17 protein-coding genes and 1 pseudogene are annotated in these 13,993 nt (G+C 69.7%); 6 read left to right on the top strand and 12 right to left on the bottom strand.

The genetic code is table 11. The features are described 5' to 3' along the window. Window positions 1–426 (bottom strand): annotated as a pseudogene (locus QMK24_RS29205) (helix-turn-helix domain-containing protein); the annotation flags it as partial. A gap of 267 nt (window positions 427–693) precedes the next feature. Further along, window positions 694–1,143 carry an ATP-binding protein gene (locus QMK24_RS29200; protein WP_283469804.1) on the bottom strand — a complete coding sequence of 150 codons (450 nt, stop codon included), beginning with the start codon at window positions 1,141–1,143 and terminating at the stop codon, window positions 694–696. A 129-nt stretch (window positions 1,144–1,272) separates the two neighbouring features. On the opposite strand from QMK24_RS29200, the gene QMK24_RS29195 reads away from it, so the two are divergent. The 5 genes from QMK24_RS29195 (at window position 1,273) to QMK24_RS29175 (ending at window position 4,798) form a co-directional block, all read left to right on the top strand. Continuing rightward, window positions 1,273–2,124, top strand: coding sequence for a helix-turn-helix domain-containing protein (locus QMK24_RS29195; RefSeq protein WP_283469803.1), 852 nt, complete (start codon window positions 1,273–1,275; stop codon window positions 2,122–2,124). Continuing rightward, window positions 2,121–2,336 carry a DUF397 domain-containing protein gene (locus QMK24_RS29190; RefSeq protein WP_283469802.1) on the top strand — a complete coding sequence of 72 codons (216 nt, stop codon included), beginning with the start codon at window positions 2,121–2,123 and terminating at the stop codon, window positions 2,334–2,336. The genes QMK24_RS29195 and QMK24_RS29190 overlap by 4 nt, the downstream gene beginning before the upstream one ends. Before the next feature lie 206 nt (window positions 2,337–2,542). Further along, window positions 2,543–2,743, top strand: coding sequence for a hypothetical protein (locus tag QMK24_RS29185; protein WP_283469800.1), 201 nt, complete (start codon window positions 2,543–2,545; stop codon window positions 2,741–2,743). A 129-nt stretch (window positions 2,744–2,872) separates the two neighbouring features. After that, window positions 2,873–3,973: a DUF8829 domain-containing protein gene (locus QMK24_RS29180; RefSeq protein ID WP_283469797.1), complete on the top strand. Its 1,101-nt coding sequence runs from the start codon at window positions 2,873–2,875 to the stop codon at window positions 3,971–3,973. Between the two features lie 177 nt (window positions 3,974–4,150). Continuing rightward, window positions 4,151–4,798 (top strand): pyridoxamine 5'-phosphate oxidase family protein, encoded by a 648-nt coding sequence (locus QMK24_RS29175; protein ID WP_283469796.1) that lies wholly within the window; start codon window positions 4,151–4,153, stop codon window positions 4,796–4,798. Between the two features lie 58 nt (window positions 4,799–4,856). Here the strand turns inward: QMK24_RS29175 and dapD are convergent, their stop codons facing one another. Then, window positions 4,857–5,846 carry a 2,3,4,5-tetrahydropyridine-2,6-dicarboxylate N-succinyltransferase gene (gene dapD, locus QMK24_RS29170; RefSeq protein ID WP_283469795.1) on the bottom strand — a complete coding sequence of 330 codons (990 nt, stop codon included), beginning with the start codon at window positions 5,844–5,846 and terminating at the stop codon, window positions 4,857–4,859. Between the two features lie 365 nt (window positions 5,847–6,211). Next, the gene (locus tag QMK24_RS29165) at window positions 6,212–7,423 is read right to left on the bottom strand and encodes an MFS transporter (RefSeq protein WP_283469794.1); all 1,212 of its coding nucleotides are present in this window, start codon (window positions 7,421–7,423) and stop codon (window positions 6,212–6,214) included. A gap of 91 nt (window positions 7,424–7,514) precedes the next feature. On the opposite strand from QMK24_RS29165, the gene QMK24_RS29160 reads away from it, so the two are divergent. Continuing rightward, window positions 7,515–8,405: a winged helix-turn-helix transcriptional regulator gene (locus tag QMK24_RS29160; protein WP_283469793.1), complete on the top strand. Its 891-nt coding sequence runs from the start codon at window positions 7,515–7,517 to the stop codon at window positions 8,403–8,405. A gap of 59 nt (window positions 8,406–8,464) precedes the next feature. Here the strand turns inward: QMK24_RS29160 and QMK24_RS29155 are convergent, their stop codons facing one another. The 8 genes from QMK24_RS29155 to sufD all read right to left on the bottom strand — a co-directional run bounded on the left by QMK24_RS29155 (window position 8,465) and on the right by sufD (window position 13,963). Beyond that, window positions 8,465–9,001 carry a TetR/AcrR family transcriptional regulator gene (locus QMK24_RS29155; RefSeq protein WP_283469792.1) on the bottom strand — a complete coding sequence of 179 codons (537 nt, stop codon included), beginning with the start codon at window positions 8,999–9,001 and terminating at the stop codon, window positions 8,465–8,467. Beyond that, complete coding sequence (locus QMK24_RS29150) at window positions 9,001–9,321, bottom strand: DMT family transporter (RefSeq protein WP_283469791.1); 321 nt, start codon at window positions 9,319–9,321, stop codon at window positions 9,001–9,003. The genes QMK24_RS29155 and QMK24_RS29150 overlap by 1 nt, the downstream gene beginning before the upstream one ends. A gap of 252 nt (window positions 9,322–9,573) precedes the next feature. Further along, window positions 9,574–9,957 (bottom strand): metal-sulfur cluster assembly factor, encoded by a 384-nt coding sequence (locus QMK24_RS29145; RefSeq protein WP_283469790.1) that lies wholly within the window; start codon window positions 9,955–9,957, stop codon window positions 9,574–9,576. Beyond that, the gene (sufU, locus tag QMK24_RS29140; protein WP_283469789.1) at window positions 9,954–10,409 is read right to left on the bottom strand and encodes a Fe-S cluster assembly sulfur transfer protein SufU; all 456 of its coding nucleotides are present in this window, start codon (window positions 10,407–10,409) and stop codon (window positions 9,954–9,956) included. The genes QMK24_RS29145 and sufU overlap by 4 nt, the downstream gene beginning before the upstream one ends. A 27-nt stretch (window positions 10,410–10,436) precedes the next feature. Continuing rightward, window positions 10,437–11,693 (bottom strand): cysteine desulfurase, encoded by a 1,257-nt coding sequence (locus QMK24_RS29135; RefSeq protein WP_283469788.1) that lies wholly within the window; start codon window positions 11,691–11,693, stop codon window positions 10,437–10,439. After that, window positions 11,690–12,457 (bottom strand): Fe-S cluster assembly ATPase SufC, encoded by a 768-nt coding sequence (sufC, locus tag QMK24_RS29130; protein ID WP_283469787.1) that lies wholly within the window; start codon window positions 12,455–12,457, stop codon window positions 11,690–11,692. Before sufC ends, QMK24_RS29135 begins: the two co-directional genes overlap by 4 nt. Window positions 12,458–12,464: 7 nt before the next feature. Then, on the bottom strand, window positions 12,465–12,797 hold the full coding sequence (locus QMK24_RS29125; RefSeq protein WP_283469786.1) for a non-heme iron oxygenase ferredoxin subunit: 333 nt from the start codon (window positions 12,795–12,797) through the stop codon (window positions 12,465–12,467). Beyond that, window positions 12,797–13,963, bottom strand: a complete 1,167-nt coding sequence (gene sufD / locus QMK24_RS29120) for a Fe-S cluster assembly protein SufD (protein WP_283469785.1) — start codon at window positions 13,961–13,963, stop codon at window positions 12,797–12,799. Before sufD ends, QMK24_RS29125 begins: the two co-directional genes overlap by 1 nt. Window positions 13,964–13,993 lie beyond the last annotated feature (30 nt).

Below are 13,993 nucleotides of genomic sequence, written 5' to 3'. Positions count from 1 at the left end.
TTCTCCTACGACAAACCGGGCTGCACCCGGCCCCGCTGGCGGGGGTTGTCGCGCGGCGGGGGGCCGGGTGCAGCCCGGTTTGTCGTAGGAGAACGTGCGGGTGGCGATTCGGCCGCCGCCTAGGGCGATGCGACGGCCCTCCAAGTAACCGGCTTCCTCAAGTTCGTTGAGGGCGCGGCGGATCGTGGTCTCGCCCTCGAAGAAGCGCAGCGTCAGAGCCTTGGCGGTGACGGACGATCCGTCCGGCAGCGACTGGATGTGCACGGCGAGGCCGATCGCGGTGAGGGACAGCGCCGAGTGCTGCGCGAGGTGGTTGCCCACCACCGTGTATCGGTCGGTGTGACGGTGCCGAACGTGGATGACCCCGGCGCGTGGAGCGTCCTCGGGGAGCGCGGACATGACCGCGCTAAGCTGCGGTGTAGCCATCGGGAAGGTATCGCTTCCTGGTTGGTCAGGCCCTCGGCCGGGATGCCAGTCCCGGTTGGGGGCCGTCTTCATGTGTGGGGTTGTTGCGGCCGACAATATCGCGCTGAACCGGTTATCGGACACCATGTCACCAGATCGGGTGACAGCGGCAGTTGACGGGGTTGGGTTGGTTGGATTTCCCGTTGCCTTTTAAGGATGGCGTGCACCACCGGGGCGTGGATGTACGAGCCCCGGTGGTGGCCTGCGAACGGCGATTCGGCGATACGGTCAGAACTCGATCTCGGCCCAAATGACCTTTCCCGGCCCCTGACGGTCGGCGACACCCCAGCGGGTGGCGAGAGCCGCCACGAGTAGGAGGCCGCGGCCGGTCTCGGAGTCCGAGGCCGGTGGGGCCGGGCAGGCGGACGGCCGGCCCTCGGAACAGGTGTCGGCGACCTCGATACGGATCACCCGCGCGGCGAGCGTGAGGTTCAGCCCGAAGTCCCGGCCGGGGACGCGGCCGTGCGTGGCGGCGTTGGCGGCGAGTTCGGCGACGATCGCCGCGGCGGCGTCGGACGGCTCGCTGTCGTAAGGGCAGCCCCACTCGTCGAGTTGGTGAAGGGCGAGGAGCCGGGCGAGGCGTGCGCCACGGCGAGTGGCCGAGAGTGGCGCTGTGAACTCCCTGGCGGCCACGGCCTGATCGGTGATCACCGCGGTGGGGGTGTTTTCGGACGTCATGCAGTCAACGCTCGTGGCACGGGCGTAGCCTGACCAGGAGCGGAGGCAGTACGGAGAGTTTCCGTCCGGGTACGGACGGTGGCCCGTCCGGGTCGCCGGGCGTGACCTTGGACGTCGGAGGTGGCGGGTATGACCGGTAGGGAACAAGGGCGGCCGCCGGAGGACTCGGGCGGGGACGACGGGACGCCGGATGTCATCCTCAAAGCCATCGGGAAGCAGATCAAACTCCTGCGGGAGCGGGCCGGTCTGACCCAGGCGGAGTTCGGCAAGCGGATCGGCTACGGGGAGGAACAGGTCTCCTCCGTGGAGCGGGGACGGCGGCCGCCGAAGCCGCAGTTCATCGACTCGGCGGAGAAGGTACTGAACGCGGGCGGCCTGCTTCACGCGCTCCAGCCGGAGATCGAGCAGGCCCGATACCCGGCCCGGTTCCGGGACTTCCCGAAGTGGGAGGCCGATGCTCTCGAAATCCACATGTACGACACCATGCTCGTGCCGGGGCCGCTGCAGACCGAGGAGTACGCCCTCGCGATCTACCGGATGCGCCGCCCGCCCATGGACGAGGAGACCATCGAGCATCACGTTGCCGCGCGTATGGCCCGTCGCAAGATCTTCGACCGTCGGCCGGCACCCATCATGAGCTTCGTCCTCGAAGAGTCCGTGCTGCGACGCCCGTTGGGCGGCAGGGAAGTACTGCGCGGCCAGCTCGAACACCTGCTGCACATCGGTCGAATGCGCAACGTGGAGATCCAGGTGATGCCGACAGAACTGGAGGATCACGCCGGGCTGCCGGGTCCGCTGGCGCTTCTCGAACCACAGGAACGCCCGAAGATCGCCTACACCGAGGGGCAGGGGCGCAGTATCTGGTTCACTGAGCGGGCCGACGTCCGCGCCGTGGAGGTTCGCTACGGGATCATCCGCGCGCAGGCTCTCACTCCGCGGGAATCCCTGGAGTTCGCCGAGAAGTTGCTGGGAGAGACATGACAGCCGAAGAAGTTGCCCCGCACGCCGCTGAGGCGCGTTGGTTGAAGTCCAGCTACAGCGACAACGAGGGCGGCAACTGCATCGAGATCGCCACCCGCCCCGGCACCGTCCTCGTCCGCGACTCCAAGGACCCCGAGGGCCCGAAGCTCGTCCTGGACGCGGACGCCTGGCGGTCGTTCGTCCGGTTCGCAGCAAGCGCGGACCTGCCGTAGGTCTGACCACCACACCATGGTTTCCGTCAAAGCGGAACAAGCTCACCCCTGCACCACCCCTGCACCACCCCTGCACCAGCCCGGCTGCGGCCTGCGGCCGGGTCTCCGGCCCTCTAATCTGTGGGCGTGGAAAGGGATGCCGCCCTTCGGGCACATGAACTGCTCTGCAAAACTCCCGGGCCCCCAGCGCGGGTAGGCCCCCCGGCATGACGGATCGCCCGCTGCTGCTCCTCGACGTCGACGGCCCGCTCAACCCGTGCACCGCCCGGCTGACCCGCCCTCGCGGCTACACGGCCCATGTCGCAGTCCAGCACGACGCGCCGGCACTGCTGCTGCGCATCAGCCCCCGCCGCGGGCTGCGCGAGGCCGACTTCGCGGCACTGGCACGGTGGGCGGAGCGGCTGTGAGCGCGCTTGCCGCAGCCATCCTGGGCGTCCGGCGCGGGGTTGTCCTGTCTGAGCCGGGCAGCCGACTACGGTGCGTGCGGCTTGGACGAGAGCTGGCCCCGTCACCGGGCGGCGCCCTACCGTCGGGGCATGTCCCGTAAGCACCGCTCGCGCAAACCGCGCCGGCAGTCCACCCAGCGCGTCGTACCCCCCATCACCCCGGCCGAGTACGCCGCCGAACTGGAGGCACTGGCCGGTCAATATCCTGAGGAACGCGAGGAGTTGCTCATTGAGGCAGCCGGAGAGTGGAACGTCGCCGGGGAATACGAACGTGCCCTGTCCGTGTACGAGCGGCTGCTGGCCGAAGGCTGCGAGAGCCCTCATCTGATCGAGTCGTACCGGATCGGTTCGCTCTGGGACGCGGGACGCGAAGAAGAGGCCCGCGCCGCCGCCGGAAAGCTGCGTACCGCGCACCCGCACGACGGCGGCGCTTGGAACTATGTCGCCGAGACCTTCGAGACCGGCGGTGATCTGCGGGCGGCCGCCGAGTGGTACACCGCCGGGATCAGCCACCTCCTGGGTACCGCTGCCCCGTTGACCGTCTCCGACGTACAGCAGGGACAATTCGACGCCGAGATGCTGGTGATCGGACGCCACCGGGTACGGCGGCTGGCGGGTGACGCCCACGACGACTGGGACGACCTCGCGGACGCGCTGCACGAGTCACGGCCCGTCGCTGTGCGGGGCGCGGCCTCGCTGGACGAACTGCACGGGCCGGAGCGGCTGGGCGCCTTCGACTCCGACGACCCGGAGGCGCTGCGCGCCGAGTTCGAGCGGCTGAGCGCGGAAGTCGCACAGCGAAAGGCCGCGCTCTTCGCGCCCGCGGTGGTCTGTGTGGTGTTCTGGCCCCCGCAGGAGTTCACGGAACTGCTGGGCCGCTGGCCGTCATTCGCGGACGACTATGGCCAGGAGCACGCCGCGCATCTGCGCCAAGTGGAGACAGTTGTGCGGACACTCTCCGAAGAGGGCGAGCCCCGCCTGGCCGTCGCCCCCGGCTCGGTCGCGGGCTTCGTCACGTTTACCGAGTCCGAAGGCCTGCCGCCGGAGTCCGAGGGGTTGCGCGCCGAGTACGCCGCCGATCTGGCGGCCCGGGGCCTGGGCACCGCCTGGCCCCCGCCGCGCAACGGCCCGTGCTGGTGCGGCTCCAGCCGCAAGTACAAAAAGTGCTGCGGCAACCCGGCACTGGCCTGACCCGGAGCTGCACGGTGACCGTCGAAATGACCGACAGGATCGAGATGGCTCGGGCCGGTGGTGGAGTTGCCGGGGAAGACGCGGACACTGCCCGGATCGCGTCCGCCCCCGTACTACCGCAACGGGCTCCGGTATTGTGTCAGTTCCGAATCGGAACTCACGGGGGCGGGCGTTCAGATGCAGAAGCAGGAACAGCAGGAACAGGAAGAGGCCGTGGACATAACGTCGGCGGCCGAGTTGCGGGAGTTGCTTGGGGAGCCGTCGCAGCGGGATGCGAGCAAGGAACGGCCCGGGCTGCACGAGCACGACAAGGCGTGGCTGGCGGCCTCGCCGCTCTGTCTCGTCGCGACGTCGGGCGCGGACGGCAGCTGTGACGTCTCGCCCAAGGGCGATCCCGCCGGTTTCACGCTGGTCCTCGACGACACTACGATCGCGCTCCCGGAACGCCCCGGCAACCGGCGGGCCGACGGTTTCCACAACATCCTGGCCAACCCCCACGTCGGCCTGATCTATCTGATCCCGGGGCGCGGCGACTCGCTCCGCATCAACGGCCGGGCCCGTCTGGTGCGCGACGCGCCGTTTTTCGAGCGGATGATCGTGAAGGGACACCGCCCGCAGTTCGCGCTGGTCGTGGACATCGAAGAGGTCTTCTACCACTGCTCCAAGGCGTTCCTGCGCTCCGCGCTCTGGAAGCCGGAGACCTGGGACCCCGAGGCGGCTCCGTCCCGCGCTCGCATCTCGAAGAGTCTCGAGCGCAAGGACGAGTCCCTGGAGGAGTTGGAGGTCTACTACGGACCCCGGTACGGCGACAGGATTTACGGCTGACGGAAGTCAACACGGGTCGGGTCCGGAAACCCGGACCCGACCCCGACCCGTAGACCGCTCAGTTGTGGCTGTGCAGCACCTCGTTGAGGCCGCCCCATGAGCCGGTGCGCTGGAGGACCTCGACCGTGCCGGTGGTGGAGTTGCGGCGGAAGAGGAGGTTGTCGGCGCCGGAGAGTTCCAGGGCCTTGACGATCTGGCCGTCCGGCAGCGTGACGCGGGTGCCCGCGGTGACGTAGAGGCCGGCCTCGACGATGCAGTCGTCGCCCAGCGCGATGCCGATGCCCGATTCGGCGCCGAGGAGGCAGCGTTCGCCGATGGAGACGACCTGCTTGCCGCCGCCGGAGAGGGTGCCCATGATCGAGGCGCCGCCGCCGATGTCGGAGCCGTCACCGACGATGACGCCCTGGGAGATGCGGCCCTCGACCATGGAGGTGCCCAGCGTCCCGGCGTTGAAGTTGCAGAATCCCTCGTGCATGACGGTCGTCCCGGCGGCGAGGTGTGCGCCGAGGCGGACGCGGTCCGCGTCGGCGATACGCACGCCGGAGGGGGCGACGTAGTCGGTCATGCGGGGGAACTTGTCGATGCCGTAGACGGCCAGGTGCAGGCCCTCGGCACGGGCGGCGAGGCGCGCGCGCTCGACGGTGGGGACCGGGACCGGGCCGATGGAGGTCCAGGCGACATTGGCGAGCAGCCCGAACAGGCCCTCCAGGTTCTGCCCGTTGGGCTTCACCAGGCGGTGGCTGAGCAGGTGCAGGCGCAGGTACGCGTCGTGGGCGTCGAGCGGCTTGTCATCGGTCGAGGCGATGACGGTACGTACGGCGACGACCTCGACCCCGCGGCGCGGGTCCGGGCCGAGCGCCTTGGGCGCGGCGGCGCCCAGCAGCTCGGCAGCGCGCTCGGCGGTCAGCCGCTCGGTCCCGGCCGGGCCGGGTGCGGCGACGAGCTCGGGGGCGGGGTACCAGGTGTCGAGGACCGTGCCGTCATCGGCGATGGTGGCAAGGCCGGCGGCAACAGCGCCGGTGGAGCGGTTAGCGGTCGTGTCAGTCATGCCTCGCACGCTAGCCGCTGGCCACGCCCTATGCCCAACCGGCCCGGCATGCGGAATCGCGTTTCCGCGGCGACGGTGGGCGACGGCCGGGAGGCGGGGGACGGCCGGCAGGCGGCAGGCGGACGAGCCGGTGGCGGTGGGCGGCCGGGTGGCGGACGGCGGGCGGACGGCAAGCAGGCGAGCGGGCGGCGCGTCTGGCCCGCAGTGCCGCGGGAGCCCCTGCGGCGAGCGGCCCCCGGTGGCCGGCCCCCGATCGCAAACCCCCAGGGGCCAGTCCGCGAGACCCGTGGCCGGCCCCGTGCCGGGCGCCCCGCGAGCGGCCCTCGGCGGCCGGCCCCCTGCGGCCGGCCCGCGGCGGCCATCGCTCAGGCCTGGGCATCCGCCACGACCGACACCGGCGCGGGCGCCGCGTCGGCTATCGGCCGGTCGCGCGCCTGCGCCACCAGCACCGCCACCCCGGCCAGCGCGGCGAGCGCCCCGCACAGCGGCCACAGCAGCCCCGGCGCCGTCGAGTACAGCGCTCCGCCGAGGGGCGGGGCGAGTACGGTGCCGCTGATCGACGCGCCCGCGTACAGGCTCTGGAAGCGGCCCTGGAGGTGAGGCGGCGAGCTGTCGGCGACGTAGGCGGTGGCCGGGGTCTTGTAGAGGACCTCGCCCGCCGTGACCAGCAGCATCATGGCGACGGCGGTCGCGACGTACGCGCCCAGGGCCAGACCGCTGAAGCCGAGCCCGACGAGGATCAGGCCAATGCCGATGATCCGCAGCGGGGCACGTTTGCGCAGTGCGACGGTGGCGGGGATCTCCAGGCACAGGATCACGCCGCCGTTGATCGCGAGCAGCCAGCCGTACACGTTGGTGCCGATGCCGTGGTCGGCGAGGAAGACCGGGAGGGTCGAGTACTGCTGCCGGTAGACGGTGTCCACGACGAGGATCGCGATGAGCAGCAGCAGGACGGCGGGGCGGGCGCGCAGTGCCGCCCACAGTCCGGGGGCGCCGTCGGGCGCGGCGGCGCGGTGGCGCCTGGCCCCCTGCGCGGGGAGCACCAGGGCCGCGTACCCAGCGAAGAAGAGGGTGCCGAGGCCGTCGGCGAGGAAGAGCCAGTCGTAGGAGAAGTGGGCGGCGATGAGCGCGCCGACGGGCGGGCCGACGGTGAAGCCGGCGTTGCCCGCGAACCGTGTGACGGCGAAGCCCTGCCGCCGCGCGCCCTCGGGTACGGATACGGCGACGAGCGCGGAGTTCGCGGCGCGGACGGTGCCGGCGGCGTACTGGCTGAGCGGCAGCACCAGCAGCAGAGCGGCGGTCGGCAGGACGGGCAGCGCGACGAGTCCCAGGCCGGAGACGACCGAGCCGGTGAGCAGGGTGCGGCGGTGCCCGAAGTGGTCCCCGAACCAGCCGCCGGTGAAGTTCCCCGCGACCAGCCCGACGCCGCCGACGCCCGCGATCAGCCCGGCCTGCGGAACGCTGAGCCCGCGCGGCCCGGTCAAGTACACGAACAGGTACACGAAGGTGAAACTGACGACCATATTGACGAACAGCCCTGCGGCCAGCAGCCATACGACCTTCGGCACGTCCTTCATCCGGACTCTCCCAAGTCAGTTCCTTTTGGAAACTAACCATGCCAGGATGGGCCACGGCCGTCAACGTGAATACTTGCGAGGGGATGATCACATGGCCCGGCGTACCGACCTCGGCGACGCGAACTGCGCCATCGCCCAGGCCCTCGACGTGGTCGGCGACTGGTGGACGCTGCTGATCGTCCGCGACACCGCCCGCGGCGTTCATCGCTTCGACGACCTGCAGCGCGAGCTCGGCATGTCCCGCAAGGTGCTCGCCGAGCGCCTGAAACTGCTCGTCGACGCGGGCGTACTGTCCCGCGAGCCGTACCAGCAGCGGCCGCCCCGCCACGAATACCGGCTGACGCCGCGCGGCCGGGCGCTGCTGCCCGTGCTCGTCGCCCTCCAGGACTGGGGCGACGCATGGATCCTCGGGGACGGAGAACCCCCCATGACCACCGCCACCGCGGCCGAGGGATCACGCGAAGCCGGGCGCGTCCACGACCTGATCGGCACCAAAGTGCCGCCGCTCACCCTCCCCGGGGCCGACGGCCTGGCCCACGACCCGGTCGCGGACGCCGCGTTCACCGTCCTGTACTGCTTCCCCGGTGCCTACGCCCAGCGCGAGTCCTACCCTCCGGGGTGGGCCGACATCCCGGGCGCCACCGGCTGCACCCTCGAATCCTGCACCTATCGCGACCGCCTCGCCGAATTCACCGCGGCCGGAGCCGTCGTGCACGGCGTCAGCGGCCAACGCCCGGACGAGCAGCGCGCGTTCGCCGCCAAGGAGCGCCTGCGCTTCCCGCTCCTCTCGGACGCGGACCTCACCCTCACCGCCGCGCTGCGCCTCCCGACCTTCCGCGCCGGCGGCACCACACGCCTCAAGCGGCTCACGCTCGTCATCGGCCCGGACCGCGTCATCCACGAAGCGCTCTACCCGATCGCCGACATCACCCAGAGCGTGGACGCCGCCCTCGCGGCTGTGCGAGCGATGAGCTGTCGTTGACAGTCACCCGGCCACCCCGGCCACCCCCGCCACCCCCGCCACCCCCGCCGCCCCCGCGGTCAGCCGATGAGCCGCGCGAACATCTCGCGGGCGTAGTCGCGGTCGTATGTGCCTCCGGTCAGCAGTACCTGCAGACAGATGCCGTCCATGAGCGCCACCAGCGCCCGCGCGGTGGCCGGGCCGGTGTGGGCGGACAGCAGACCGGTCGCGAGGTCCACCCATTCCGCCGCGACAGGGCGTACCGCTTCACGCCGTAGCGCGGCCAGGTACAGGTCGTACTCCAGCACCATCCGGGCCCGGTTTCCCGAGAACCATTCCTCCAGCAGCCCGGACAGCTCGTCCGCGAGATCGGCCCCCGGGTCGGCGAGGGCACGGCTGTCCCGGATGGCCCGGGCGAAGCCCTCGTTGGCCTGGCGGAGTGCGGCGACCAGCAGGTCGTCGAGGGTCGCGAAGTGGTACGTGGTCGAGCCGAGCGGTACGTCCGCCTCTGCGGCGACCGAGCGGTGGCTGAGCCCGGCGATACCGCGTTCGCCGACCACGCGGATCGCGGCGTCGATGATGCGCTGGCGCCGCTCGGGGTCGTAGCGGCGCGCCATCAGTGCGACCCGCCGAGGTTGAGCACGATGACGCCCGCGATCACCAGCAGCACCCCGAGGATCTTCGCGGCGTTCGCCGCCTCCCCCAGGAAGACCATGCCGATCGCGGCGATGGTCGCTGTGCCGACGCCCGCCCATATCGCGTACGCGGTGCCGACCTCGATCGTCTTCAGGGTCTGCGCGAGCAGCGTGAAGGCGATGACGTAGCCCACGATCGTGATCGTGGACGGCCAGAACTTGCTGAAACCCTCGCTGTACTTCATCGCGGTGGTCCCGAGGATCTCGGCGATGATGGCGCCGCCCAGCATGAGGAAACCCATGTGTACAAGCGTACGCAACGATACGTACGCCTGTACACATACGCGGAGTGGCCACCAGTCAACGACCAGATGTCAGTTGACGGTGAACCAGGTCGCCCGGGACTTCTTCCACTCCGCGTGCGCGAGGCCCTTGGCCGCCGTGCCGTCGCCGTACAGGTCCGCCGATCCGTCATCGGTCGTCACACGAACAACGGCAGACGGCCCGCACGCGCGACGCGTGCGGGCCGTCCGGTAAAGCAGGCTAAGGACAACTCAGCCGATGTTGAAGCCGAGCGCCCGCAGCTGCTCGCGGCCGTCGTCGCTGATCTTGTCCGGGCCCCACGGCGGCATCCAGACCCAGTTGATCTTGAGGTCGGAGACGATGCCGTCGGTCGCCGAGCGGGCCTGGTCCTCGATGACATCGGTCAGCGGACAGGCCGCGGAGGTCAGCGTCATGTCCAGCGTCGCGACATTGGAGTCGTCGATGTGGATGCCGTAGATCAGGCCCAGGTTGACGACGTCGATACCCAGCTCGGGGTCGACGACGTCGTACAGCGCCTCGCGGACTTCCTCTTCGGAAGCCGGCTTCGTGGTGACTGCGGCATCGGCGACCGCGGTGACCACGGCGGCTTCTGCGACATCTGCGTTGTCGGTCATGCGGACTCCTTCTCGGACAGCGCCTGTGCGGTCGCGTCCTTCCACGCCATCCAGCTCAGCAGGGCGCACTTCACGCGCGCCGGGTACTTGGAGACACCGGCGAACGCGACCGCGTCCTCCAGTACCTCTTCCATCGCGTCGTCCGGTTCGACCTTGCCCTTGGACTGCATCAGTTCCAGGAAGACTTCCTGGATCTTCATCGCCTCATCCAGGTTACGGCCGACCAGCAGCTCGTTCAGCACGGAGGCGCTGGCCTGGCTGATCGAACAGCCCTGCCCCTCGTACGAGACGTCCGCGATCTTCGAGCCGTCGAGCCTGACACGCAGCGTGATCTCGTCACCACACGTCGGATTGACGTGGTGCACCTCGGCGTCGCCCTCGCGCAGGCCGCGCCCGTGCGGGTGCTTGTAGTGGTCCAGGATCACTTCCTGGTACATCGAATCCAGCTTCACCAGTCAGCCCTCACCCGCTGTGCTCCATCAACCGAAAAAGTTCCGTACGTGCTCCAGCCCCTCGACGAGGGCGTCTACCTCCGCGGGGGTGGAGTACAGATAGAACGACGCCCGCGTGGTCGCAGGAATTCCGTAGCGCAGGCAGACCGGGCGCGCGCAGTGGTGTCCCACGCGGACCGCGATGCCCTGCTCGTCCAGGACCTGGCCGACATCGTGAGGATGGATGTCGCCCAGCACGAACGAGATCGCGGCGCCGCGGTCCTCAGCCGTCGCCGGGCCGATGATCCGCAGGTCGGGGACCTCGAGCAGGCGCTTCACCGCGTATTCGGTGATGGCGTGCTCATGGGCCCAGATCTTGTCCATGCCGATCGCGGTCAGGTAGTCCACGGCCGCGCCGAGGCCGACGGCCTGGGCGATCGGGGGCGTACCGGCCTCGAACTTGTGCGGCGCCGGGGCATAGGTCGAGGACTGCATCGAGACGGTTTCGATCATCTCGCCGCCGCCGAGGAACGGCGGCAGGTCCTCGAGCAGCTCCTGGCGGCCCCACAGGACGCCGATGCCGGTCGGGCCGCACATCTTGTGGCCGGTGAAGGCCACGAAGTCCGCGCCCAGCGCCTGCACGTCGAGCGGCATGTGCGGTGCGGCCTGCGAGGCGTCGATCAGCACCAGCGCGCCGACGTCCTGGGCGCGCCGGACGATCGCGTCGACCGGGTTGACCGTGCCCATGATGTTGGAGACCAGGGTGAACGAGACGATCTTCGTCTTCTCGGTGATCACCTGGTCGATGTCGGAGAGGTCGAGCCGGCCGTCGTCGGTCAGCCCGAACCACTTCAGCTTCGCGCCGGTGCGCTGCGAGAGCAGCTGCCACGGGACGATGTTGGAGTGGTGTTCCATCTCCGTGATCACTATCTCGGTCTCGCGGTCCACCCGGTAGGGCTCGTCGGCCCAGCCCAGCATGTTCGCGACGAGGTTGAGTGACTCCGAGGCGTTCTTGGTGAAGATCACCTCGTCACGGCTCGGCGCGTTGATGAACGCGGCGACCTTGTCGCGCGCGCCCTCATACAGCGCCGTGGCCTCCTCGGCGAGCACATGCACGCCGCGGTGGACGTTGGCGTTGCTCTGCTCGTAGTACGAGTTCAGCGCGTCGAGCACCTGGCGCGGCTTCTGCGAGGTCGCAGCGTTGTCCAGGTACACGATCTTCTTGCCGCCGTGGACCGTGCGGTCCAGGATCGGGAAGTCCTTACGGATCGCCTCGGTGTCGAGGAGGCCATGCAGTGGTGTCACGCGGAAGCGCCGCCCTTCGTGCTGTACGCCTCGTAGCCCTCGTTCTCCAGCTTGTCGGCCAGCTCGGCACCACCGGATTCGGCGATGCGGCCGTTCGAGAAGACGTGAACGAAGTCAGGCTTGATGTAGCGCAGGATGCGGGTGTAGTGGGTGATCAGCAGCGTGCCGACCTCGCCGGTCTCGCGGACGCGGTTGACGCCCTCGGAGACCTGGCGCAGCGCGTCCACGTCCAGACCGGAGTCGGTCTCGTCGAGGATGGCGATCTTCGGCTTGAGGAGCTCCAGCTGAAGGATCTCGTGGCGCTTCTTCTCACCGCCGGAGAAGCCCTCGTTGACATTGCGCTCGGCGAAGGCCGGGTCCATCGAGAGCTGTTCCATGGCGGCCTTGACCTCCTTGACCCAGGTGCGGAGCTTGGGGGCTTCGCCGCGGATCGCGGTGGCGGAGGTGCGCAGGAAGTTGGAGACCGAGACACCGGGGACCTCGACCGGGTACTGCATGGCGAGGAAGACGCCGGCGCGGGCACGCTCGTCGACGGTCATCGCCAGGACGTTCTCACCGTCGAGGGTGACGGTGCCGCCGGTGATCGTGTACTTCGGGTGACCGGCGAGCGAGTACGCCAGGGTGGACTTGCCGGAGCCGTTGGGGCCCATGATGGCGTGGGTCTCGCCCTGCTTCACAGTCAGGTCGACGCCGCGGAGGATCTCGCGGGGACCGTTCTCGGCCTCGACGGAGACGTGCAGGTCGTGGATCTCAAGCGTTGCCATGGGTACCTCAGGACTCCTGGGTGACGGAGACGAGCACGTCGTCCCCAACGATCTTTACGGGATATACGGGGACGGGCCGCGTGGCGGGCAGCCCGGACGGCTTGCCGGTACGCAGATCGAAGCTGGAGCCGTGCAGCCAGCACTCGATCTGGCAGTCCTCGACCTCGCCCTCGGAGAGGGAGACGTTCGCGTGCGAGCAGATGTCGTTGATCGCGAACACCTCGCCCTCGGTGCGCACCACGGAAACCGGTGTGCCGTCGAGTTCGACGCGCTTGGGCGTGTCGTCCTCCAGCTCACTCAGCGCGCAGACGCGGACGAAGCCTTGGGCCGTGGTGGTCATCAGACGGACGCCTCCAGCTCCGCGTCGATCTTCGCCATCAGGCGCTCTTCGAGGTCGGGCAGTCCGATCTGCTGGACCAGCTCGCCGAAGAAGCCGCGGACGACCAGGCGGCGGGCCTCGGCGGCCGGGATGCCGCGGGCCATCAGATAGAAGAGCTGCTCGTCGTCGAAGCGGCCGGTCGCCGAGGCGTGGCCGGCTCCGGCGATCTCGCCGGTCTCGATCTCCAGGTTCGGGACCGAGTCGACCCGCGCGCCGTCCGTCAGGATCAGGTTGCGGTTGAGCTCGTAGGTGTCCGTGCCCTCGGCGGCGGCGCGGATGAGCACATCGCCGATCCAGATCGCGTGCGCGTCCTGGCCTTGCAGCGCGCCCTTGTAGGCGACGTTGCTGCGGCAGTGCGGCTCGTCGTGGTCGATGAAGAGCCGGTGCTCCTGGTGCTGGCCCTCGTCGGTGAAGTACAGGCCGAACAGTTCGGCATCGCCGCCCGGGGCGCCGTAGATCACTCGCGGGTGGAGCCGGACCAGGTCGCCGCCGAAGGTGACGATCACGGACTTGAACGTGGCGTCACGGCCGACCAGCGCGGTGTGCTGGGCGACGTGCACCGCCTTGGCGTCCCAGTCCTGGACCGAGACGACGGTGAGCTTGGCGCCGTCGCCGATCAGGTACTCGACGTTGGCGGCAAGCGTGGTGTCACCGGTGTGGTCGATGACCACGACGGCCTCGGCGAAGGCGCCGATCTCGATGATCTGGTGACCGTAGGCCGTGCCGCCCTCGCCGTGTACGGCGATCCGGACCGGCTCGGTGAGCACGAGGTCCTTGGGGATCGAGACGACCGAGGCCTTCTCGAAGGAGCTGAACGCCTGGGCCACGACCCGGTCCGCCGGCTTGCCGGCCTTGCCGACGCGGGCGTCGGTGCGGTCCACCGTCTCGACGGAGACGCCCTCGGGGGCGGTCACCTCGACCCGGAGGGTGCCGGTCGCCTCGGCGGTGCCGTCGTGCAGGCCGCGCAGCCGCTCCAGCGGAGTGAAACGCCACTCCTCCTCGCGGCCTTGCGGCACCGGGAAGTCGGCCACGTCATAGGACGGCGCGGCGCTGACCCGGGCATCGGCCGGGTGGCCGACCGTGATGGCACCTTCGGTGGTGCTGCCGGCAGGGATGTTGTCAGCCATGGCTTGTCGTACTGCTCTCTTTCTGGAGGA

It is taken from the genome of Streptomyces sp. PH10-H1 (assembly GCF_030063355.1).
In the GTDB taxonomy this organism is placed as follows: Bacteria; Actinomycetota; Actinomycetes; order Streptomycetales; family Streptomycetaceae; genus Actinacidiphila.
The sequence above is the reverse complement of the archived record's forward strand: the minus strand, read 5'-3'. Positions and strand labels throughout refer to the sequence as shown.

Coding starts and splice junctions, on each gene's coding strand:
- QMK24_RS29160 (WP_283469793.1), top strand. CDS start 7,515: ATGGCCCGGCGTACCGACCTCGGCGACGCGAACTGCGCCATCGCCCAG.
- sufD (WP_283469785.1), bottom strand. CDS start 13,963: ATGGCTGACAACATCCCTGCCGGCAGCACCACCGAAGGTGCCATCACG.
- dapD (WP_283469795.1), bottom strand. CDS start 5,846: ATGACTGACACGACCGCTAACCGCTCCACCGGCGCTGTTGCCGCCGGC.
- QMK24_RS29155 (WP_283469792.1), bottom strand. CDS start 9,001: ATGGCGCGCCGCTACGACCCCGAGCGGCGCCAGCGCATCATCGACGCC.
- QMK24_RS29125 (WP_283469786.1), bottom strand. CDS start 12,797: ATGACCACCACGGCCCAAGGCTTCGTCCGCGTCTGCGCGCTGAGTGAG.
- QMK24_RS29195 (WP_283469803.1), top strand. CDS start 1,273: ATGACCGGTAGGGAACAAGGGCGGCCGCCGGAGGACTCGGGCGGGGAC.
- QMK24_RS29175 (WP_283469796.1), top strand. CDS start 4,151: ATGCAGAAGCAGGAACAGCAGGAACAGGAAGAGGCCGTGGACATAACG.
- QMK24_RS29190 (WP_283469802.1), top strand. CDS start 2,121: ATGACAGCCGAAGAAGTTGCCCCGCACGCCGCTGAGGCGCGTTGGTTG.
- QMK24_RS29145 (WP_283469790.1), bottom strand. CDS start 9,957: ATGACCGACAACGCAGATGTCGCAGAAGCCGCCGTGGTCACCGCGGTC.
- sufC (WP_283469787.1), bottom strand. CDS start 12,457: ATGGCAACGCTTGAGATCCACGACCTGCACGTCTCCGTCGAGGCCGAG.
- QMK24_RS29180 (WP_283469797.1), top strand. CDS start 2,873: ATGTCCCGTAAGCACCGCTCGCGCAAACCGCGCCGGCAGTCCACCCAG.
- QMK24_RS29150 (WP_283469791.1), bottom strand. CDS start 9,321: ATGGGTTTCCTCATGCTGGGCGGCGCCATCATCGCCGAGATCCTCGGG.
- QMK24_RS29165 (WP_283469794.1), bottom strand. CDS start 7,423: ATGAAGGACGTGCCGAAGGTCGTATGGCTGCTGGCCGCAGGGCTGTTC.
- QMK24_RS29200 (WP_283469804.1), bottom strand. CDS start 1,143: ATGACGTCCGAAAACACCCCCACCGCGGTGATCACCGATCAGGCCGTG.
- QMK24_RS29185 (WP_283469800.1), top strand. CDS start 2,543: ATGACGGATCGCCCGCTGCTGCTCCTCGACGTCGACGGCCCGCTCAAC.